The sequence below is a fragment of the Nocardioides sp. NPDC054178 genome (assembly GCF_055585005.1).
This window is the reverse complement of record NZ_JBVJKY010000001.1, coordinates 557,089-576,763: the sequence shown is the minus strand read 5'-3', so window position 1 is coordinate 576,763 and position 19,675 is coordinate 557,089. Positions and strand designations below refer to the sequence as shown.

Below are 19,675 nucleotides of genomic sequence, written 5' to 3'. Positions count from 1 at the left end.
GCCGCTTGCTCCCACACTCGGGAGCAAGCGGCTGTTGCGTAGAACGGTCGGATCAGGAGGTGCGCGAACGGCGGCGCGAGGCGGGGCGCCGGTCGGACGGCTTGGTGACCGGCAGACCCTGCTCGACCAGCGAGGCCCGACGCGCGGCACCGAAGGCGGCGAGCGCCTCGGTGAGCGCCTCGATCGACGGCTCGGGCGACATCACGTCGACCCGCAGGCCGTGCTCCTCGGCGGTCTTGGCGGTGGCCGGGCCGATCGCCGCGATCACCGTGGAGGTGTGCGGCTTGCCCGCGATGCCGACCAGGTTGCGGACCGTCGACGAGGAGGTGAAGACCACCGCGTCGAACTTGCCGGTCTTGATCGCGTCGCGGGTCGGCGCGGGCGGCGGGGCCGCCCGGACGGTGCGGTAGGCGGTCACGTCGTCGCACTCCCAGCCGAGGTCGACCAGGCCGGCGATGAGGTTCTCGGTGGCGATGTCGGCGCGCGGGAGGAAGACCCGGTTGATCGGGTCGAGGTCCTCGTCGTACTCCGGCCACACATCGAGCAGGCCGGCGGCCGACTGGTTGTCGGTGTTCGGCACCAGGTCGGGACGCAGGCCCCAGGCCTCGAGCGCCTGGCCGGTCTTCTCGCCGACGGCGGCGATCTTCAGACCGGAGAAGGCGCGGCAGTCCAGGCCGTACTCGTCGAACTTCTCGCGGACCGCACGCACCGCGTTGATCGAGGTGAAGGCGATCCAGTTGTAGCGCCCCTCGACCAGGCCGCGTACGGCCTTGTCCATCTGCTGCGGGTTGCGCGGCGGCTCGACGGAGATCGTCGGGACCTCCTCGGGCACGGCACCGAAGCTCTTCAGCTTCAGCGACAGCGCCGGCGCCTGCTCCTTGGTGCGCGGCACGAGGACGCGCCAGCCGAACAGCGGCTTCGTCTCGAACCACGAGAGCGTCTCACGCAAGTTGACCACCTTGCCGATCACCACGATCGCCGGCGGCGCCATCCGTGCGGCACGAGCGTCGACGGCGATGTTCTCCAGCGTCGACTCTACCGTCGACTGCTCGGTCGTGGTGCCGACGCGGGTGATCGCGACCGGGGTCTTGGCCGGGCGGCCCGCCGCGACGAGCTCCTTGGCGATGTCACCGATCATGCCGACACCGGAGAGGAGAACCAGGGTGCGGTTGTCGGCGTACTGGCTCCAGTCGATCTTCTCGTTGCAGGTGACGACCGCGACCTCTTGGTGGTCCTTGGTCGTCAGCGGGATGCCGGCGTAGGCGGGGACCGCCGACACCGACGAGACGCCGGGGACGATCTCGAAGCCGATGCCCGCCTTGGCGCAGGACTGCGCCTCCTCGGGGCCGGAGGCGTAGAGGAAGGGGTCGCCGGTCATCAGGCGCACGACGCGCTTGCCCAGCTTCGCCTGCTTGACGACGGCCTTGGCACGGGCGGCGTTGGCCAGGGGCTGGCCGTCCACGCCGAATCCGCCGTCGATGAACTCGGGTCCGACCGGTTCCGGGGTCTCCTCACCCTCGGCCGGCTCGACCGGCTCGGGGATGCCGAGTACGCCGCGCACCATCGAAGCGTGCTCGGGGGCCTCGGTCACGACAACATCGGCCTGCTTCAGCAGGTCGATCGCCCGTACCGTCAGCAGCTCAGGGTCACCGGGACCGCTGCCGACGAAGGACACCCAGCCCAGTGGGGTGGCCGAGCTGAGCTCGGCCGTCTGCTCGGTGGTCTTTGCTCGGGTCATGCGTTGTGCACCTTGTCCTGCTCGGGAGCGGTCTGGGGGGAACCGCCCGTGTCCATGACAGCCTGGCCGGGTTCAGTGGTGGGGTCGTCGGTCAGGTCTGCTGCACCCTCGGCGAGCATCTCCTCGGCGAGCCGACGCCCGACGCCTGCGGCGTCGTCGACCGGCCCGGATGCGGAGAGTCGAACCGAGAGCGAGCCATCGAGTGAGAGCGCCACTGCCCGCACCCAGAGCTCTGGTCCTTCCTCACCCTCCACCACGTCGGCGAGGGTCCCGATGGGCGCGGCGCAGCCACCTTCGAGGGTGGCGAGCACCGCGCGTTCCGCCTCGACGGCCGCTCGGGTGGACGAGTCGTCGAGGGAGGTCAGCAGCTTGCGTACGTCGGCATCGGCGTCACCTGCACGGCACTCGACCGCCAGGGCCCCCTGCCCAGGAGCGGGCAGCACCTGGATCGGGTCGAGGACCTCGGTGACCTCGTCGAGCCGGTCGATGCGGGCCAGGCCGGCCCGCGCGAGCACGACGGCGTCGAACTCGCCCGAGCGGACCTTGCCGATGCGGGTGTCCACGTTGCCGCGGATGCCGGCCAGCTCCAGGCCGAGGCCGAGGGCCTTGATCTGGGCGACGCGTCGCGGCGAGCCGGTGCCGACCCGCGAGCCCGGCGGGAGCTCACCGAGGGTCAGCCCGTCGCGGGCGACGATCACGTCGCGCGGGTCCTCGCGCGGCAGGATCGCGGCCAGCTCGATGCCGTCCTCGGGGTAGGTCGGCAGGTCCTTGAGCGAGTGGACCGCGAGGTCGATCTCCTTGGCGTGGAGCGCGTCGCGCAGCGCGCTGACGAAGACGCCGGTCGAGTTCGCGCTGGTCAGCGGGGTGTTCGCCGCCTGGGTGCGGTCGCCGTCGGAGACGATCTCGACCAGCTCGACGATGTGGCCCTGGGCGCGGAGCATCTCCGCGACGAGGGTCGACTGGGTGACGGCGAGCTGGGAACGGCGGGTGCCGAGGCGAAGAGTTCTCATGAGTGGTCTCCTGGGACGTCGGCCCGGGTCACCGCGGAGACGGCCTCGGGGTCGAGCGCGAAGAGCTCGGCGAGCGCAGCGGCGTAGGACACCGCGCCGGTCTCGTTGGCGAGCTCCTTGACCCGGACGGTCGGCTCGTGCAGCAGCTTGTCGGCCACGCGGCGTACGGTCCGGAGGACCTCGGCACGAGTCACCTCGTCGAGGCCGGGCAGCTTGTTGTCGAGGCGTTCCATCTCGGCGGCGACGACGCCGGTGGCCATGCTCCGCAGCGCGACCACCGTCGGGGTCACCGCGGACTGGCGACGAGCGCTCAGGAACGCCGCGACCTCCTGGGTGACGATGTCGCGGACCGCGAGCACCTCCTGGCCGGCGGGCGAGGCGTGCAGCTCGTCGGCGAGGGCGGCCAGGTCGATCAGGGTGGCCCCCGGGAGCGACCCCGCGTCGGGGTCGATGTCGTGGGGCAGAGCCAGGTCGATCAGCGCGATCGGCCGGCCGCTGCGGTCACCGACCATGTCGGCCGGGACGAGCAGCCCGTTGGCACCCGCACAGGTGATCACGATGTCGGCGGCCGCGACCTCGTCGGCGAGCTCGCCGAGGGAGGCGGAGCGCGCCGAGTATTCCTTGGCGAGGCGCTCGGCGTTGGCCGTGGTGCGGTTGACCACGACGACGTCGGCGGCACCGAGCCGGGAGACGGTCGCGGTGGCCAGCCCGGCCATCGCACCGGCCCCGACGACCGCGACCCGCTTGCCGCGTACGTCACCCACGGCTCGAGCGGCACGGTCCAGCGACGCCGTCACCAGCGACGGGGCGGCCTGGTCGATGTCGGTCTCCGCGCGCGAGCGCTTGCCGACCCGCAGCGCCTGCTGGAACAGGCTGTTGAGCGCCGGTCCGACCGTGCCCATCTCCTGGCCGAGCTGCAGGGCCGCACGCGCCTGACCGAGGATCTGGCCCTCGCCCACGGCCATCGAGTCGAGCCCGGCCGCCACCTTGAACAGGTGGGAGACGGCACCGTCGTCGTAGTGGACGTAGAGGTGCGGCAGCATCGTCTCGAGCGTCTGACCGGCGCCCTCGATGATGCGGCGGGAGAGCTCCTCGACGGAGCCGTGGAAGCGCTCGACCTCGGTGTAGATCTCGAGACGGTTGCAGGTCGCGATGACCGCTGCCTCGCTGACATGCTCACAACCAGCCACGTCGGTGAGGAGCTTCTGCAGGCCGTCCGCATCCACCGACGCCGCCTCGAGCAGCGAGACCGGCGCAGAGTTATGTGAGATGCCGACAACAAGGACACTCATGCGGTGATCCCTTCCTCGGAACCATTGTCCACCGTCTCGTCAGCTTCTGCAGCCTTGCGCGACTCGTGATACGCGAGGATCTGCAGCTCGATCGAGAGATCGACCTTGCGTACATCGACACCGGGCGGCACGTTCAGGACGGCCGGTGCGAAGTTGAGGATGCTGCTGATGCCGGCCGCGACCATCGCGTCGGCGACGTCCTGGGCCGCGGTCGCCGGCACGGAGATGACCCCGATCGAGACCTGCTCGGCCGCGACGATCTCGGCCAGGTCGGCGAACGGCCGGACCTCGAGCCCGGCGACCGTGCGGCCCTGCATCTGCGCGGCCGCGTCCAGGAGCGCGACGGTGCGGAAGCCGCGGCTGCTGAAGCCGGAGAAGTTGGCGAGCGCCTGGCCCAGGTTTCCGATACCGACGATGATGACCGGCCAGTCGTGGGTGACGCCGATCTCGCGGGCGATCTGGTAGCTCAGGTAGTCGACGTCGTAGCCGACCCCACGAGTGCCGTAGGAGCCCAGGTAGGAGAGGTCCTTGCGCAGCTTGGCGGAGTTGACCCCGGCGGCCGTCGCGAGCTCCTCGGAGGAGCAGGAGACGATGTTGCGCTCGGCGAGCGAGGTCAGGGCCCGGAGGTAGACCGGAAGCCGGGCGACTGTCGCCTCGGGGATGTCCCGGTGGGGGTCCTGGGCACCGCTGCCCTCGCCCGTATTCGTACTCCGTGCCGTCACGCTCTGCTCTTTCAATGCCGGCGCCACAGACGGGGGCTTTTTAGCCCGGGATCGCCCTGCGGCTCAGCCACCATACGGAGTTTGTGACCGCGAGAACAAACTCGCAGACCGTCGGCTAGCACACGTGTTTGCCGAGTTGGCAGAGGGGGGTTGTTCGGGGTAATGGGCCGATCGACAGTTATTCTGGGGAGCGCGCGAGCGCTGCCCTCAGCCGCTCCTCGGAGACACGCCAGAAGTCGTGCTGCCTCCCGTCGACGTACGTCACGGGCACCTCGTTCGTGAAACGCTCCCGCAGCTTCTCGTCGGCGTCGATGTCGACCTCGGTGTAGTCGTCCCCGACCACCTTCTCGAGGACGAGCCGAGCCTCGTCGCACAGATGGCAGCCCTGACGGGTGTAGAAGGTCACACGCGGTTCCATCCGACCATCTTGGCACCTGGGTCCCGTGACGACGTCCGGACCACTACTGTTGGCGAAATGAGCAGCGCCAGCGACCGCCGCCGCGCCGAGCTGCGGCGAAAAGACCTCAAACGCCGCTCGGCTCTCGCCGGCGAGGCATCGGCCGCGGCAGCGGAGATCGAGGCCTGGCTCTATCCGACGACCGGCGACCCGACGGCGGCAGCCTTCTTCGACGTGGACAACACGATCATGCAGGGCGCGACGATCTTCCATCTGGCCCGCGGCCTGCATCGGCGCAAGTTCTTCCGTACGCGCGACATCGCCTCGGCCGCGTACAAGCAGGCCTACTTCCGGGTGGCCGGGGTCGAGGACCCGGCCCACATGGAGTCGGCGCGCTCCTCGGCACTGTCGTTCATCCGCGGCCATCGCGCCGAGGAGGTCGAGAGCCTGATGGAGGAGATCTTCGACGAGGGCATGGCCCACCGGATCTGGCCCGGCACCCGCGCTCTCGCGCAGACCCACATCGACCAGGGGCAGCGGGTGTGGCTGGTGACCGCGGCGCCCGTCGAGGCCGCGCGGGTCATCGCCCGGCGGCTCGGCCTCACCGGCGCGCTCGGGACGGTGGCGGCCACCGAGGACGGCGTCTACACCGGCGAGCTGGTCGGCGAGATGCTGCACGGACCCGCCAAGGCGGAGGCGGTCAAGGCCATCGCCGCCCGGGAGGACCTCGACCTCTCTCGCTGTGCGGCCTACTCCGACTCCTACAACGACCTGCCGATGCTCTCGCTGGTCGGGCATCCGTGTGCGATCAACCCGGACGCGCGCCTGCGCGCCCACGCGCGCGCGAAGGGCTGGCCGATCCGTGACTACCGCACCGGGCGCAAGGCGGCCCGGGCCGGCGTGGTCACCGCAGCGCTGGGCGGCGCGGCCACGGGGGCGATCGCGGTGGCGATCGCGCTGCGCGGGCGGCGGGAGTGATCGCGCCGCTGGCGACCCGCATGCAGTGACGGGTATTCGCCGTCCTGTCGGAAAAATGCCACCACACGCCGAGGCAACTTCGGCTCGGGACCTGACATCAGGAGTCCGCAACCCGTAAGGTTGGGCTCGCTCAGGGGGAGTCTTCGGGAGGGACCCACATGTCGCGCCGCGCCAATGACGTCCATCGTCGCTTGGATGCACTTCGCGCTGCGGTCGAGCTCTTGATGAACGAGGGCTACGAACCCGCATACGCCGGAGTGGCCGGCGCGTCCGGCCCGCTCGCCGAGCCCGGGCGTCGGGGCTCTGGTGGCACCCACGACTCCACGCCCCGCTCCGACAACGAGCCGGACGACGACACCGAGCTCGCCGCCTCCTCGGAGGAGAGCGAGGCCGACCGCACCCGGCTGATCGCGCTGGTCGAGCTCGCCCGCAAGGGCGACAAGGAGGCGTTCGGTCTCCTCTACGACCACTACCACGGCGCGGTCTACCGGTTCCTCTTCTACCGGACCCGCTCCACCCAGGTCGCCGAGGACCTGACCTCGGAGACGTTCTTCCGGGCGCTCCGCTCGATGACCGGCTTCCGCTGGCAGGGCAAGGACTTCGGCGCCTGGCTGATGACCATCGCCCGCAACCTGGCCACGGACCACTTCAAGGCGGGACGTACGCGCCTGGAGATGACCACCGAGGACATGGGCCAGCACGACTCCTCCTCGGACGGGCCCGAGAAGATCGTGATGGCCGGGATCACCAACGAGATGCTGCTCGGCGCTCTCTCCAAGCTTCCCGACGAGCAGCGCGACTGCATCATCATGCGTTTCCTCCAAGGGCTGTCAATCGCGGAGACAGCCGCTATCCTCGGGCGCAGCGACGGAGCCGTGAAACAGCTCCAGCTGCGCGGGATCCGCAATCTCGCCAAGCAGATGCCTGACGGGATCCGCTGATGACTGTGTTCCGCACCACCTTGAATGCTCGACCGGTTGCCGTAACCCGCGGCCGGGGCGACTCGTTGTCCGACATGGCTGCACCTTGTGCGCAGCTGTTTCGACGAATCCCTGACAGCCGATACCGAGTAGGAACCCTCCGATGAGCCCGGCGTTCCCGGCGCGAAAGCGTGCCGACGAGTTCGACCGAATGGTCGCGGCGTGTGCCGCGACGGATCGGCGTGCCTCGCAGTCTGCCGACGAGCTTCGTGATCTGGCCGTCTTCGCTTCGTCGCTCTCCACTCTCAGCGACTCCGCCGTCCCCAGTCGCGACTTCTCCGTCTCCCTGCGCGAGCGCCTCATGGAGGCCGCCGACACCGAGCTCGTGCCCGCGCCCCGCACCGAGAAGACTGTCGAGCGCAAGCTCACCGTCGGTCCCGTGCGCAGGCCGCGCCGGCAGCGCAAGCTGGCCGTCGCCTTCGCCGCGATGGCGATCGTCGGCGGCACCGCGGGTGCCGCGGCCGCGTCCCAGACCGCTCTGCCCGGCGACTCGCTCTACCCGGTCAAGCGTGCCGTGGAGAACGTCTCCGCCGGCTTCACCGTCAGCGCCCAGGCCCGTGGCATCCGGATCCTCGAGGACGCCGGCACCCGCCTGCGCGAGGCCAAGTCGCTGGTCGCCGACGGGCCGACGACCGACGCCGAGCGGGTCACCACGACGCTGGAGACCTTCTCGCGACAGGCCGCGCACGGCTCCGACCTGCTGATCAGCGACTTCGAGCAGTCCCAGGACAACGACTCCCTCGCCCAGCTGCGTACGTTCGCGGCCGACGGCGTCGAGGAGCTGGCCGAGCTGAGCCCGAAGGTGCCCGAGCGGGCCGAGCCCGCGGTCTCCGACGCCGCGCAGACCCTCGTGCTGATCGACCAGGCCGCCGCCCAGCTCTGCCCCACCTGCGAGGGTGGCATCACCGAGCTTCCGGCGACGCTGGTCTCCAGCCTGACCTCCGACATCGACGGGCTGCTTCCGGCCGACACCGTCGTCGAGGCCGAGGCGCTGCCGCCGCTCACCCAGGACGACAACGCCCTCGACCTGCCCTCCATCGACCCCGACAAGATCGGTCCCGGCTCGGTGACCGACCCCAAGGACGAGAAGGACGACCCGGAGAAGCCCTCCGAGGAACCAGACGAGGACGGCAGCATCCTGCCGAGCCCCACCAACCCGGCCGACGGCGATCCCTCCGAGGAGCCCGACACCGACACCGGCACCGTGACAGACCCCGTCACCGGCCTGGTCACCGGCGTCACCGGCCTGGTCGGCGACGTCCTCGCCGGCGCCACCGGCCTACTCACCCCGTAACGCACGCCGAGGCGTCACGCGCGTCGGCCGAAGCGTCAGGTACGTCGGTCGAAGCGTCACGCGCGTCGGCCGAAGCGTCACGCGCGTCGGCCGAAGCGTCACGCGCGTCGGTCGAAGCGTCACCTACGCCGATCGAGGCGGTATGCGTGACGCGTCGAGCGACCGAGGTGACACCTCGACCGACCGGGCTGACGCCTCGAGCGACCGGGCTGACGCCTCGACCGACGGGGGTGACGTCTCGGCAGACGGGGGCGACACCTTGGCCGGGGTGGGTCAGCCGAAGACGGAGGCGCGCTCGCCCAGCAGTCGGTAGAGGGTCTGCTGGATGGTCTCGCGCACCTGGTCGGTCACGTTGAAGACGAGCATCGGGTCGTCGGCCTCGGAGTCGTCGTACGCATCGGTGCGGATCGGCTCGCCGAACTCGATCAGCCACTTCGACGGGAGCGGGATGAGACCCAGCGGCCCGAGGAGCGGGAAGAACGGCGTGATCGGCAGGTAGGGGACGCCGAGGACCTTGGCGAGGGCCGGGATGTTGCCGACCAGCGGGTAGATCTCCTCGGCGCCGACGACGGAGAGCGGCACGATCGGGACGCCGGTGCGCAGCGCGGAGGAGACGAAGCCGCCGCGGCCGAAGCGCTGGAGTTTGTAGCGCTCGCTGTAGGGCTTGCCGATGCCCTTGAAACCCTCGGGCCACACGCCGACCAGCTCGCCGTTGCGCAGCATCCGCTCGGCATCCTCGCTGCAGGCCAGCGTCGCGCCGGCCTTGCGGGCGATGTTGCCGACGATCGGCATCCGGAAGACGAGGTCGGCCCCGAGCGGGCGCAGGTCACGCCCGAGCTCGTCGTGGATCGAGACCATCGTCATCAGGCCGTCCATCGGGATGGTGCCGGAGTGGTTGGAGACGATCAGGGCGCCGCCGTCGGTCGGGATGTTCTCGATGCCGCGCACCTCGACCCGGAACCACTTCTCCTTGATCGGTCGCAGCACGGCCAGCAGGAAGCGTTGGGTCAGCTCGCGGTCGAAGCCGTACTCGTCGACGGAGTACTCCCCCGAGATCCGGCGGCGCAGGAACACGATGAACCGAGCGAGCTGCTCCTCCCACTCGGTGCCGAAGACCTCTTTCGCGGCGATCTCCAGAGCCGCGGCCCAGTCGGCCGCCGGGATCGCCCGCAGCGGGTGGCGCTCGCGTGCGGTGGTGCCGGTGAAACCCTGGGCGGCGGACTCAGTCACCGGGCGCTCCTGTCAGTCGGCTCTCCAAGGCGGCCAGCGCACGGTCGGCACGGTTGGCGGACGGCATCACGCTGTCCGCAAAGTCTACGACCGTCTCCTCGGTGGTGTATCGAGGTTCGAAACCCAGCAGCGAGCGCATCCGGGTGGTGTCGACGCCGCGACCGTAGGTCAGCAGTGCCCTCAGCTCGGCGGGGTATTCGCCGCCACCGAACCTCGCCAGACCGAACAGCGGCTCGGGGATCGGCACGGTGACCCGCTGCAGCCGGCGCGCGACCTGCGAATGGGTCAGCACGCCGTCGCCGGCGACGTTGAACGTCCCGGGCACACCGGTGCGTACGGCATGCTCGAGGACGCCGTAGAGGTCCTGCTCGTGGAGGAACTGCAGGCGCGGGTCGAAGCCGAGCACGCTCGGCACGACCGCGCGCCGGAAGTGAGCCGTGATCGGGCTGACCACGCTCGGTCCGAGGACGTTGGCGCAGCGCAGCACCGTGACGGCGATGTCCGGCCGACGACGGGCGAAGCCGCGTACGTAGGACTCGATGTCGGCCACGTCGCGGGCATAGCCGGAGGACGGGGTGCGCCGCGGCTCCATCGACTCGGTGAACATCGCCGGGTCACGGCTGCTCGCCCCGTAGACCTGGGTCGTGGACTTGACCACGACCTGGCGCAGGGACGGCGCCGTCTGGCACGCCGCGAGGAGCTGCATCGTCCCGATGACGTTGAGCTCCTTCATCGTCGAACGACCCCCGGTGGAGCCGGGGGTCGCGATGACGCTGAGGTGGACGACGGTGTCGACCTCCTCCTTGGCGATCACCTTGGCGATCACCGGGTTGCGGATGTCGGCTCGGACGAATCCGACCTTGCCGATGTCACCGCGAGGCGGTGCGACATCGACGCCGATCACCCGCTCGACGTTCGGGTGGCGGGCGGCAGCGCGCGCAAAACGGCGACCGAGGTCACGCGAGACCCCGGTGACCAGGAGGACCCGGCCGGGTCCGGTGCGTTCCGCCACCTACGCCACGAACGTCACTTGCCGAGCTTGCGGCGCTGGACGCGAGTCTTCTTGAGCAGCTTGCGGTGCTTCTTCTTCGCCATGCGCTTGCGACGCTTCTTGATGACAGAACCCACGGGGAACCCTTCACGATCGTTGCAGAGAATGCCGGCCCGGTGCCGACGCGGCCACTCACCGCAGCGCGCGGCAAACAGACCTAGGGGGTAAGACTAACGAAGCCTGGGCACCCAGAGAGAATCGGTGACCCGGTGAGACCGGTGTTGCCCCCGCGCCCATCCTGCTCGGGCGCGGGGCCCGACAACTAGCCCGCGTTGTAGAACGAGCTCTTGAGGTACTCGTTCGCGTCGTCCTCCCGAACCCGGAAGGAACGACCGACGCGCACCGCAGGCAGCTCGCCCGAGTGAACCAACCGGTAGACCGTCATCTTGGAGACGCGCATCATCGACGCAACCTCGGCAACGGTCAGGAACTTGCTGTCAGAGATGTCTCCAGAAGGAGTAACCATCTGCTTCCACCGTTCTCTCTCGAGTGATCGCGACGCCAGCGGCTTCCCCACCGCTGGTCCAAAAACGCGATCCCAAAGTGAGAATAGGGCCTGATGTGACGGATGGGGAAGGGGACACCCTTGAGAATCTCACATACCACCGGCGTGTCGAGTTGCTTTTGGGCGCGGCGATCTGAGGTTTCTAGACCGGCTCGAAACTAGGCGTCGGGCTACGGCATCGGGTCGAGCCCGTGCAGCGGGAACACCGCTGTGCGAGTCGCGTGGACCTGCCGGTCCAGCCACGTGCCGGGGTCGTATCCGCTTCCCCAGTCGCGGTAGGCCGGCTCACGTCCGTCCGTCATGCGCAACGGCGCGACCCTCCCGAGGCGCGTCTGCACGTGCTCACGCCAGCCACCTGGCACGTCGAGCGTCGGCTCCAAGGGATTCCCCGACACTAGCGCAAGAAGGTGCGTCCATGCGCGTGGCACGACGTCGACGACCGCATAACCGCCGCCGCCGAACGCCACCCACTTGCCCGCGCACACCTCGTGGGCGAGCTCGTGGAGCGCGACGTACGCCGCCCGCTGGCCGTCCACACTGAGCGCCAGGTCGGCCAGGGGGTCGTCGGTGTGGGAGTCGCAGCCCTGCTGGGTCACCAGGATCTCCGGCTGGAACTCACGGATCAGGTCGGGCACGACGGCGTGGAAGGCGCGCAGCCAGCCGTGGTCGGCGGTGCCGGGCGGCAGCGCGACGTTGACCGCGGTCCCCTCGGCCTCGGGTCCGCCGACCTCCTCGGCGAAGCCGGTGCCGGGGAAGAGCAGCTGCCCGGTCTCGTGGAGCGAGATCGTCAGGACCCGCGGGTCGTTCCAGAAGGCCCGCTCGACACCGTCGCCGTGGTGCACGTCCACATCGACGTAGGCGACCTTCTTCACGCCCTGGTCGAGGAGCCACTGGATGCCGGCGGCGACGTCGTTGTAGATGCAGAACCCGGAGGCTCGTCCGCGCATCGCGTGGTGGAGGCCGCCCATGATGTTGGCGCTGTGCAGGCTCTCGCCGGAGTAGACCTGACGGCAGGCCTCGATGCTCGCGCCGACGATGTGGGCGCTGGCGTCGTGGATGTGCGTGAAGACCGGGTCGTCCTCGGTGCCGAGGCCGTGAGCGAGATCCGACTCGCCGCTCCGGCCCGCCCTGATGACCGCCTCGATGTAGCTCTCGTCGTGGACGGTGAGCAGCTGCTCCGGGGTGCCCATCGGAGCCTCGACGACCTTCAGGTGGTCGAGCACGCCGAGCTCCCCGGCCAGGCGCATCGTCAGGTCCACCCGGATCGGCGCCATCGGGTGGGTCGGGCCGAAGTCGTAGTCGGCCAGGCTCTCGTCGAAGACGACCGTCGAGTGCCCCTGGCACGAGGTCGGCCACGTGGTCGGCCCTGTGGTCGGCGGAGTCGTCATGGGCCACACGGTATCCGTGAGGTGTGCAACACTGGAGAGGTGTTCAGCATTCGTTCCACCCAGTGGTGGTCCGCCTCCTAGGCGGTCCACCCTCTTGTCGAGCACTCACATCAGGCCGCCCACGGGCGGCCTTTCTGATCTCGATCGTCGCTGACCCGTGGGCCTCACCACCCGAAAGGTCCACCATGACGAAGCGACTCTCCCTCATCACTCCCTCCGGCCGGCTCACCCTCGGCAACCTGCTCGGCGCGCTACGGCCGATGGCTGCCTCGGCCGACTCGGACGCCTTCTACGGGCTCTCCGACCTGCACGCCCTGACGCTGCCGCACGAACCGTCGGTGCTGCGTACGCGGACGGAGGAGATGGCCCTCCTGCTGATGGCGTCCGGGCTCGAACCGGCCACGTTGTTCCTCCAGTCCCACGTCCCCGCGCATCGGTCTCTCAGCTATCTGCTCGAGTGCGTCGCGCACACCGGCGAGCTCGGCCGGATGATCCAGTTCAAGGAGAAGTCACGCCGAGTCGGGGCGTCGGTGCGTGCGTCGCTGTTCATCTATCCGGTGCTGATGGCGGCCGACATCCTGCTCTACGGGGCGACCGAGGTGCCCGTCGGCGACGACCAGCGCCAGCACGTCGAGCTCGCCCGGGACATCGCGATCCGGTTCAACACGACGTACGGCCGGGTCTTCTCGGTCCCCCGGGCCGTGCACCCCGAGGCCGGCGCCCGGATCATGGATCTGGCCGATCCGACGAGCAAGATGTCGAAGTCGGCCGGTGACGAGCACCCGGGCTCGATCTTCCTGCTGGACGAGGCCGATGTCGTACGCCGCAAGGTGGCTCGCGCGGTCACCGACTCCGCCGGGGACGTCTCCCGCGATCCCGAGCGGCCGGGAGTGACCAACCTGATCGACATCCTGGAGGCCTGCGGCGGTTCCGCTGCCGAGTTGTCGGGCTACGGCGACCTGAAGGCCGCGGTCACCGACGCCGTCGTCGCCGAGCTCGAGCCGATCCAGAAGCGCTACCGCGAGCTCGCCGCCGACCGGGCGTACGTCACCGAGGTCTACGCCGCCGGAGCAGCGAGGTGCCGCGAGGTGACCGCCCCGGTCCTGGCCGCCGCGGAGGCTGCGATCGGGCTGAGCTGACGACGCAGCCAGGGGTGACACGGTGTCCGCGCGGGTAAGAGCGTGCTGCAGCACGCTGCTACCCGGTGTAACACCGTGTTACCCCTGCCGGGTCCGTCAGATCCGTCAGATCCGGACGTCCACCAGCTCGCCGACCCGAGCACGCTGCGGGCGCAGGTAGACCACGAAGGTGACCAGGGCACAGACGGCGTAGAAGATGGTGAAGGCGACGAACGCCGACTTGGTGGCGTCGAGGGGGTTGTCGACCCACGGGCTGTTGAACGCGATCGGGATGAGGAAGCCGCCGACCGCGCCGACGGCGCCGATGATGCCGACCGCGGCGGAGGACTTCTTGGTCGCGCCGACGAGTGCGGCGTCCCGCTCGGCCGTGCCCGGGGTGGTGGCCAGCTCGGCCTCGCGGCGGAAGATCGACGGGATCATCTTGTACGTCGACCCGTTGCCGATGCCGGTCGAGGCGAAGACCAGCATGAAGAAGCCCAGGAAGACCGGGAACCAGGACTGGTTCGCCTGGGCGATCGCGGGCGAGGCGTCCGGGTTCGGGGTGAGCTGCATCAGGGTCCACAGCACCGCGAGGGTGAAGACGACCATCCCGAGGAAGGCGCCGAGCGTGACCTTGGCGCCGCCCCAGCGGTCGGCCAGCCAGCCACCCAGCGGACGGGTAGCGGAGCCGATGAGGGCGCCGAGGAAGGCGAAGTAGGCGAAGTAGATGCCGGTGCCGAGCGGCGCGGGCTCGGGCACCCAGAAGTTGAGCTTGATCAGCAGCGGCATCGCGGCGGAGTAGCCGATGAAGGACCCGAAGGTGCCGATGTAGAGGAACGACATGATCCAGGTCTGCTTCGACTTCACGACCGAGAGCTGCTCACGTACGGGCGACTTCGCGGAGCTGATGTTGTCCATGAAGAAGAAGGCCGCGAGGATCGCGATGACGGCCAGCGCCGCGTAGACGAACGCGGCCCGCTCCAGGTGGATGCCACCGGACGAGGCCTTGATCAGCCCGAAGATGCCGGCACCCCCGACGATGACCGGCAGCAGGAACTGGATGAGCGCGACGCCGAGGTTGCCGCCGGCGGCGTTGAGACCGAGCGCCGCCCCCTTCTTCGACGCGGGGTAGAAGAAGTTGATGTTCGCCATCGAGGAGGCGAAGTTCCCGCCGCCGAGCCCGGCGGTGGCGGCGATGAGGCAGAAGGCCCAGTAGGGAGTGGACGGCTGGGTCACGGCGTACGCGAAGCCGAGGGTCGGCACGAGCAGCAGCGCAGCCGACATCATCGTCCAGTTGCGGCCACCGAACTTCGGCACGGCGAGGGTGTAGGGCACCCGCAGCAGCGAACCGACCAGGTTGGGGATGGCGATCAGGAAGAACAGCTGGCTGGGGGTGAAGTCGAAGCCCTGGGCGACCAGGAAGGCCGAGGAGACCGACCAGATCAGCCAGACCGAGAAGCCGAGGTGCTCGGCGAAGATCGACCAGATCAGGTTGCGGCGGGCGGTCCTGGCCCCGGTCTCCTCCCAGAAGGTGGCGTCCTCCGGACGCCAGTCGTCGATCCAGTAGCGGCGGCTCATGGTGGGCTCCTCAGGTGCGGGCGGTCGGCGAGATACCACCCACGATCGCCAGCCCAGGTTTCAGCAGCCGCAGGCTCTCGCGTGCGAGACCGTCAACTTCCGCTCACGGTCTCACAGCGCTCACAGCCTCACGTCTGCCGCCGGCACTTAGGTAAAGGCCTTACCCAAACCGGGCGATTCGATCGCCACCGAAGGCAATGAGACTGAACGACGACCGGTGACGACGCGGTCGCCGGTCGGTACGGACAACACAAGGGGGACACACCATGTCCAGACTTCCACGGTGTCTGACGGCGGCTGTCGCACTGATCCTCGGCGCGGCGCTCATCGCCACCACCCCGGCAGCACAGGCCCACTCCAAACCTGGTCTGCCCAAGGGCGTACTCGCAACCGGTCTGCTCAGCCCGCTCAGCGCGGCGGTGGACGACGACGGAACGGCGTACGTCTCCTCGAACTTCGCCGGCCAGATCCTGAAGGTCCGGCCGGGCAAGGCGGCCAAGGTCATCTACACCGACCCCGACGGCTACGAGGTCGGCGGGCTCTCGGTCCACGACGGCGTGGTGACGTTCGTCGTCACCCGGTCCAACCGCGAGACCTTCGAGAACACGGGCAGCTGGCTCAAGCGGCTCTACCCGTCCGGCAAGGTCAAGACGGTCGCCGACCTGCACGCCTACGAGACCAAGCGCAACCCCGACGGCCGTACGTCCTACGGGTTCCGCGACGGCGACACCGCCTGCAACGCGAAGTGGCCGGCCGACATCGGCGCGCCAGCGGCCTACAAGGGCGGCATCGACTCGCACCCGTACGCCACTGCCGGCGCCCACGGTCGCACCTACGTCGCCGACGCCGGTGGCAACAGCATCCTGTCGGTCTCCTCGTCCGGTCACGTGCGGACCGTGACGACGCTGCCGGGGATCCCGTACACGTTCACGCCGGAGGTGGTCGAGGGCTTCGGGCTCGACGAGTGCTTCGTGGGCCGGACCTACTACTTCGAGGGCGTGCCGACCGATGTCGAGACCGGCCACCACGGGCGGCTCTACGTCACGAGCCTGCCCGGCGGACCGGAGGGTCCCGAGCTCGGTCCCCGCGGCAGCGTCTTCAAGATCGACGCCCGGACGGGACACACGAAGCAGGTCGCTCGTGACTTCCTCGGCGCCACCGGCGTCGCGGTGAGCCCGCACGGCACGATCTACGTCGCCGAGATGTTCGGCAACAAGATCACCGCCGTACGTCACGGCCACCGCTGGACCAAGGCGGAGAAGCCCACTCCCGGAGCGGTGGAGTGGACCAGGTGGGGCGTGGTCGCCACGATCGACGTCCTCTCCGGCACCGACGGCACCTCGGCGCCGGCCGGCAAGCTGGTCAACCTCGGGTGATCCGGACGACGCGGCGGGCGGCCCGAGCCGCCCGCCGCGTACGTCTTCCTTCTCGGGCTCAGCCGAGGTAGCGCTCCCACGGGCCGGTGATGGCCAGCGTGTAGCCGGGGTCCTGCATGTTGACGAAGAGGACCTTGCCGTCGGGCGAGAAGCACGGGCCGCAGAACTCGGAGTCGTTGAGGTCGTTGCGGGCGATGGCGTACGCCGGGCCGCCCGGGAACGCGCCCAGCACGTGCGAGGCGCCGGTGCCGTCCTCGGCGAGCACCAGCGAACCCCAGGGGGTCACGGTGACGTTGTCGGGGCCGTCGAAGGTGAGATCGGTGTACTTCGGCGCCGGGGCGTCGTCCTCGGACTGCCTCTGGTGCGGGAAGTACGTCACCAGCTGGATGGTCTCGGCGCGGTAGTCGTAGAACCAGACCATGCCGTCGTGCGGCGAGGCGTCGGCGGGGAGGTCGGTGTCCTCCCAGGCGTAGGAGTTGACCACGTACACGCCCTCGTCGGTGCCCCACACGCCCTCGAACTTGCGCCCGCGGGTGACCTCGCCGTCGGCGAACTGCTCGCGGCACGGCGTCTCCTGGGCGTCGCGCTCGGGGACCGTCTTCCACGTCACCGGGAAGGACTGGCCCAGCTGCGCGGAGGTCAGGTAGGCCACGTCCGGCAGCACCGAGCCGTCGGGGAGGATGATCTGCATCGCGGCGAGCGTGCCGGCGTCGTCGGCCAGCTCGGTGAGCACGCCCGGCCCGAGCCTGACCCCGGCCGGAGCGGTCCAGCGGTAGAAGAGCCCGTTCGGCTCGTCGGCGTCCTCGGAGAGGAAGACCTGGGTGCGGGTCCTGTCGATCGCGAGCGCCTCGTGGTCGTAGCGGCCGAGGGCCTTGATCGGGCGCGGGTCGGCCGAGCCGTCGGCCCAGACCTCGAAGACGTAGCCGTGGTCCTTCTCGTAGACGCCCGTGGTGCCGTCCTCGCCCTCCCACTCCTCGCCGGCGTCGTTGACGGTCTCCTCGCAGGTCAGCCAGGTCCCCCACGGCGTCGGGCCACCGGCGCAGTTGGTGGAGGTGCCGGAGATCGCGACGAACTCACCGAGGTTGGCGCCGCCCGCGTCGGTGGTGATCACGGTGCAGCCGCCCGCGGGCGCGCCCGGGTCGTAGACGGTGCCCTCGACCAGCGGCACCGGTACGCCCTCGCCGGGCTCGATCTCGTGGTTCTGGATCAGCGTGTAGCGCCCACGCCTGCCACCGAGCACCATCATCCCGTCGTGGTTGGACGGCGTCTTCTCCCCCGTCTTCAGGGTCGTCTCGCCGGCCGAGGTGACGATGGCGTACGTGAACCCCTCGGCCAGCGCGAGGATCCCCTTCGGGTCGTCCACGAGCGGCGGGAACGGCTCGCGGGCGCGCTTGCGCCCGGGAGTGCCGGGCCGTGCCGGCTTCGCCTCGGCCAGAGCGGGTACGGCACCGGCGACGGCCAGGCCGACCCCGGCCGCGGCTCCTCCGGTGAGCAGGGAGCGTCGAGTTGCGGACATGGGTTGGAACTCCTCGGAGCTTCGTAGGGGAACCCGTGACAGGTCTCAGCCCTCTACCCAAGCCACTCCGCAACACCCGGGCGCCCGCCTGAGGTGAACCTCAGACGACGACACCGTGAAAACGTACGCCGAGGCGGCGCCTCAGGCCGCTCTGAACAGGCCGGTCAGGCCATTTCTCCGGGCGGGGCCGGAGCGCCCGCTCTCCCACGCGTACCCACACCTGCAGCACATCAGTCGCCGGCGGCCCCCCGCCGTACGCGAGAGAACCCGGATCTCCTCGTCTTCGGTGCACTTGGCACACATAGCCGAAGTCATCGAGTGAACTCCTCGCACTTCATACGTGAACGGAATCTGTACAACTCGTTCCAGGGTGACATACGCCAGGGGCCGTCCCCCAGTTGAGAACATCCTGTGGCTGAACTGTGACGGCCCTATTGACCAGCGGGAACGTCGTCGGAGTTGGCGACGCCGTAGGGGATGTGCACCCCGGCGATCGACTCGACCACCTCGTCCAGATGGGTCGTCTGGTCGTCGAAGAAGATCAACGGGCGGAGCACCTGGAGCACGCGCACCTTCTCGACGCCACCGAGGAAGAAGGCCTCGTTGACGTGGACGTCCCAGGACTGCAGCGACCGGATCGCCCGCTCGTGGGCCGGAGCGCCGCGGGCGGTGACGAGCGCGATCCGCAGCCGTGGCTCGTAGCCCGGATCCTCCAGGCGGCGCTGCTCCTCGATCTGCTGGATCTGGTTGAGGTCGCGCAGCAGCGGCTGCAGCGGCCCGGGCGCGAGCGGCTCCGCCTTGCGGCTCGCCTCGTAGGCCCGGTACCGCTCGATGCCCTCCTCGCGGAAGACCCGCTCGGAGCCGTCGTCGGCAAGCACGCCGTCGAAGTCGAAGGCGACGACGACGGAGCGGTCGGTCTCGTCGTACGTCGCCGCCGAAGGCAGCACGTGACCGGCCGGGAATCCCTCTCGGTTGGCCGCGATGACGTCCTCACGGTTGCCGCTGAGGAACAGCGACATGTCCAGCGCGCCGATGTAGGGGTGGGGCGAGCGGCCCTGGGTGAAGACCGCGCGGGTCATCGGCAGGCCGTGGTGCTCGATCGACCGCATCACCCGCAGCCCGGTGTTCGGGTCGTTGCGCGAGACCACGATCACCTCGACGAGCCCGTCCTCGGCGTCCGGCGCCAGGTCGTTGAGGCTCAGCAGCCGCTTGATGAACGGGAACGCGACACCCGGCCGGAGCGGCTCGTCGATGCGTTCGTCCTGGTAGCGGCGGTAGGCCTCCTCCCCGTGCTCGCGGAAGTACGCATCCGACTCGGTGAGGTCGAAGAGCGCGCTCGACGCGATCCCGACGACCAACCGGTCACTCAGCTCGTATCCCACGCTCCGCAACCTACCGCTCGGGCCCGGAACATGGTCGTTGCCAGATCAACTCATGTCCGCCATAGTTCGCGCCAGCGTCCTCGTGGCACCGGCCACATCTCTCGGGGAGGAGCGCTGTTT

At 69.6% G+C, this 19,675-nt stretch carries 18 protein-coding genes; 5 read left to right on the top strand and 13 right to left on the bottom strand.

The features are described 5' to 3' along the window. Positions 1-52: 52 nt before the first annotated feature. The 5 genes from ACZ6WN_RS02785 to ACZ6WN_RS02765 form a co-directional block, all read right to left on the bottom strand. Positions 53-1,738: a bifunctional uroporphyrinogen-III C-methyltransferase/uroporphyrinogen-III synthase gene (locus tag ACZ6WN_RS02785; RefSeq protein ID WP_465862552.1), complete on the bottom strand. Its 1,686-nt coding sequence runs from the start codon at positions 1,736-1,738 to the stop codon at positions 53-55. After that, a complete protein-coding gene (hemC, locus tag ACZ6WN_RS02780) occupies positions 1,735-2,748 on the bottom strand; it encodes a hydroxymethylbilane synthase (RefSeq protein ID WP_465862551.1) in 1,014 nt (337 codons plus the stop codon). Before hemC ends, ACZ6WN_RS02785 begins: the two co-directional genes overlap by 4 nt. Continuing rightward, the gene (locus tag ACZ6WN_RS02775) at positions 2,745-4,040 is read right to left on the bottom strand and encodes a glutamyl-tRNA reductase (RefSeq protein ID WP_465862549.1); all 1,296 of its coding nucleotides are present in this window, start codon (positions 4,038-4,040) and stop codon (positions 2,745-2,747) included. Before ACZ6WN_RS02775 ends, hemC begins: the two co-directional genes overlap by 4 nt. Then, complete coding sequence (locus ACZ6WN_RS02770; protein ID WP_465862548.1) at positions 4,037-4,762, bottom strand: redox-sensing transcriptional repressor Rex; 726 nt, start codon at positions 4,760-4,762, stop codon at positions 4,037-4,039. The genes ACZ6WN_RS02775 and ACZ6WN_RS02770 overlap by 4 nt, the downstream gene beginning before the upstream one ends. A 178-nt stretch (positions 4,763-4,940) precedes the next feature. Beyond that, positions 4,941-5,180, bottom strand: a complete 240-nt coding sequence (locus tag ACZ6WN_RS02765; protein WP_465862546.1) for a glutaredoxin family protein — start codon at positions 5,178-5,180, stop codon at positions 4,941-4,943. Between the two features lie 57 nt (positions 5,181-5,237). On the opposite strand from ACZ6WN_RS02765, the gene ACZ6WN_RS02760 reads away from it, so the two are divergent. From ACZ6WN_RS02760 to ACZ6WN_RS02750, 3 genes are all read left to right on the top strand, one after another. Beyond that, a complete protein-coding gene (locus ACZ6WN_RS02760; RefSeq protein WP_465862545.1) occupies positions 5,238-6,137 on the top strand; it encodes an HAD family hydrolase in 900 nt (299 codons plus the stop codon). A 191-nt stretch (positions 6,138-6,328) separates the two neighbouring features. Continuing rightward, complete coding sequence (locus tag ACZ6WN_RS02755) at positions 6,329-7,078, top strand: sigma-70 family RNA polymerase sigma factor (protein ID WP_465862543.1); 750 nt, start codon at positions 6,329-6,331, stop codon at positions 7,076-7,078. Positions 7,079-7,220: 142 nt separating this feature from the next. Beyond that, positions 7,221-8,411 carry a DUF5667 domain-containing protein gene (locus tag ACZ6WN_RS02750; RefSeq protein ID WP_465862541.1) on the top strand — a complete coding sequence of 397 codons (1,191 nt, stop codon included), beginning with the start codon at positions 7,221-7,223 and terminating at the stop codon, positions 8,409-8,411. A gap of 273 nt (positions 8,412-8,684) precedes the next feature. Here the strand turns inward: ACZ6WN_RS02750 and ACZ6WN_RS02745 are convergent, their stop codons facing one another. The 5 genes from ACZ6WN_RS02745 to ACZ6WN_RS02725 all read right to left on the bottom strand — a co-directional run bounded on the left by ACZ6WN_RS02745 (position 8,685) and on the right by ACZ6WN_RS02725 (position 12,585). Further along, positions 8,685-9,641, bottom strand: coding sequence for a lysophospholipid acyltransferase family protein (locus tag ACZ6WN_RS02745; RefSeq protein WP_465862540.1), 957 nt, complete (start codon positions 9,639-9,641; stop codon positions 8,685-8,687). After that, positions 9,634-10,653 (bottom strand): NAD-dependent epimerase/dehydratase family protein, encoded by a 1,020-nt coding sequence (locus ACZ6WN_RS02740; protein ID WP_465862538.1) that lies wholly within the window; start codon positions 10,651-10,653, stop codon positions 9,634-9,636. Before ACZ6WN_RS02740 ends, ACZ6WN_RS02745 begins: the two co-directional genes overlap by 8 nt. A 14-nt stretch (positions 10,654-10,667) precedes the next feature. Further along, entirely contained in the window at positions 10,668-10,769 is a 102-nt protein-coding gene (locus tag ACZ6WN_RS02735; RefSeq protein ID WP_008356322.1) for a 30S ribosomal protein bS22, read from the bottom strand. A gap of 185 nt (positions 10,770-10,954) precedes the next feature. After that, positions 10,955-11,158: a helix-turn-helix domain-containing protein gene (locus ACZ6WN_RS02730; RefSeq protein WP_008356311.1), complete on the bottom strand. Its 204-nt coding sequence runs from the start codon at positions 11,156-11,158 to the stop codon at positions 10,955-10,957. A gap of 209 nt (positions 11,159-11,367) precedes the next feature. Continuing rightward, complete coding sequence (locus ACZ6WN_RS02725) at positions 11,368-12,585, bottom strand: acetoin utilization protein AcuC (RefSeq protein WP_465862536.1); 1,218 nt, start codon at positions 12,583-12,585, stop codon at positions 11,368-11,370. Between the two features lie 185 nt (positions 12,586-12,770). Between ACZ6WN_RS02725 and trpS the strand changes: the two genes are divergently transcribed. Then, entirely contained in the window at positions 12,771-13,724 is a 954-nt protein-coding gene (gene trpS / locus ACZ6WN_RS02720) for a tryptophan--tRNA ligase (RefSeq protein WP_465862535.1), read from the top strand. A gap of 105 nt (positions 13,725-13,829) precedes the next feature. On the opposite strand, the gene ACZ6WN_RS02715 is transcribed toward trpS, so the two are convergent. Beyond that, complete coding sequence (locus ACZ6WN_RS02715; protein WP_465862533.1) at positions 13,830-15,281, bottom strand: MFS transporter; 1,452 nt, start codon at positions 15,279-15,281, stop codon at positions 13,830-13,832. A 266-nt stretch (positions 15,282-15,547) separates the two neighbouring features. Between ACZ6WN_RS02715 and ACZ6WN_RS02710 the strand changes: the two genes are divergently transcribed. Next, the gene (locus ACZ6WN_RS02710) at positions 15,548-16,657 is read left to right on the top strand and encodes a ScyD/ScyE family protein (RefSeq protein ID WP_465862532.1); all 1,110 of its coding nucleotides are present in this window, start codon (positions 15,548-15,550) and stop codon (positions 16,655-16,657) included. A 58-nt stretch (positions 16,658-16,715) separates the two neighbouring features. On the opposite strand, the gene ACZ6WN_RS02705 is transcribed toward ACZ6WN_RS02710, so the two are convergent. Together ACZ6WN_RS02705 and ACZ6WN_RS02700 are read right to left on the bottom strand one after the other, a co-directional pair. Next, positions 16,716-18,173, bottom strand: a complete 1,458-nt coding sequence (locus ACZ6WN_RS02705) for an alkaline phosphatase PhoX (RefSeq protein WP_465862531.1) — start codon at positions 18,171-18,173, stop codon at positions 16,716-16,718. A 431-nt stretch (positions 18,174-18,604) separates the two neighbouring features. Next, entirely contained in the window at positions 18,605-19,555 is a 951-nt protein-coding gene (locus ACZ6WN_RS02700) for a 5'-nucleotidase (protein ID WP_465862530.1), read from the bottom strand. Positions 19,556-19,675 lie beyond the last annotated feature (120 nt).

What these genes read in the sequence shown, in the direction of transcription:
- ACZ6WN_RS02785 (WP_465862552.1), bottom strand. Translation starts at nt 1,738, where the DNA reads ATGACCCGAGCAAAGACCACCGAGCAGACGGCCGAGCTCAGCTCGGCC.
- hemC (WP_465862551.1), bottom strand. Translation starts at nt 2,748, where the DNA reads ATGAGAACTCTTCGCCTCGGCACCCGCCGTTCCCAGCTCGCCGTCACC.
- ACZ6WN_RS02775 (WP_465862549.1), bottom strand. Translation starts at nt 4,040, where the DNA reads ATGAGTGTCCTTGTTGTCGGCATCTCACATAACTCTGCGCCGGTCTCG.
- ACZ6WN_RS02765 (WP_465862546.1), bottom strand. Translation starts at nt 5,180, where the DNA reads ATGGAACCGCGTGTGACCTTCTACACCCGTCAGGGCTGCCATCTGTGC.
- ACZ6WN_RS02760 (WP_465862545.1), top strand. Translation starts at nt 5,238, where the DNA reads ATGAGCAGCGCCAGCGACCGCCGCCGCGCCGAGCTGCGGCGAAAAGAC.
- ACZ6WN_RS02750 (WP_465862541.1), top strand. Translation starts at nt 7,221, where the DNA reads ATGAGCCCGGCGTTCCCGGCGCGAAAGCGTGCCGACGAGTTCGACCGA.
- ACZ6WN_RS02730 (WP_008356311.1), bottom strand. Translation starts at nt 11,158, where the DNA reads ATGGTTACTCCTTCTGGAGACATCTCTGACAGCAAGTTCCTGACCGTT.
- ACZ6WN_RS02725 (WP_465862536.1), bottom strand. Translation starts at nt 12,585, where the DNA reads ATGACGACTCCGCCGACCACAGGGCCGACCACGTGGCCGACCTCGTGC.
- trpS (WP_465862535.1), top strand. Translation starts at nt 12,771, where the DNA reads ATGACGAAGCGACTCTCCCTCATCACTCCCTCCGGCCGGCTCACCCTC.
- ACZ6WN_RS02715 (WP_465862533.1), bottom strand. Translation starts at nt 15,281, where the DNA reads ATGAGCCGCCGCTACTGGATCGACGACTGGCGTCCGGAGGACGCCACC.
- ACZ6WN_RS02710 (WP_465862532.1), top strand. Translation starts at nt 15,548, where the DNA reads ATGTCCAGACTTCCACGGTGTCTGACGGCGGCTGTCGCACTGATCCTC.
- ACZ6WN_RS02705 (WP_465862531.1), bottom strand. Translation starts at nt 18,173, where the DNA reads ATGTCCGCAACTCGACGCTCCCTGCTCACCGGAGGAGCCGCGGCCGGG.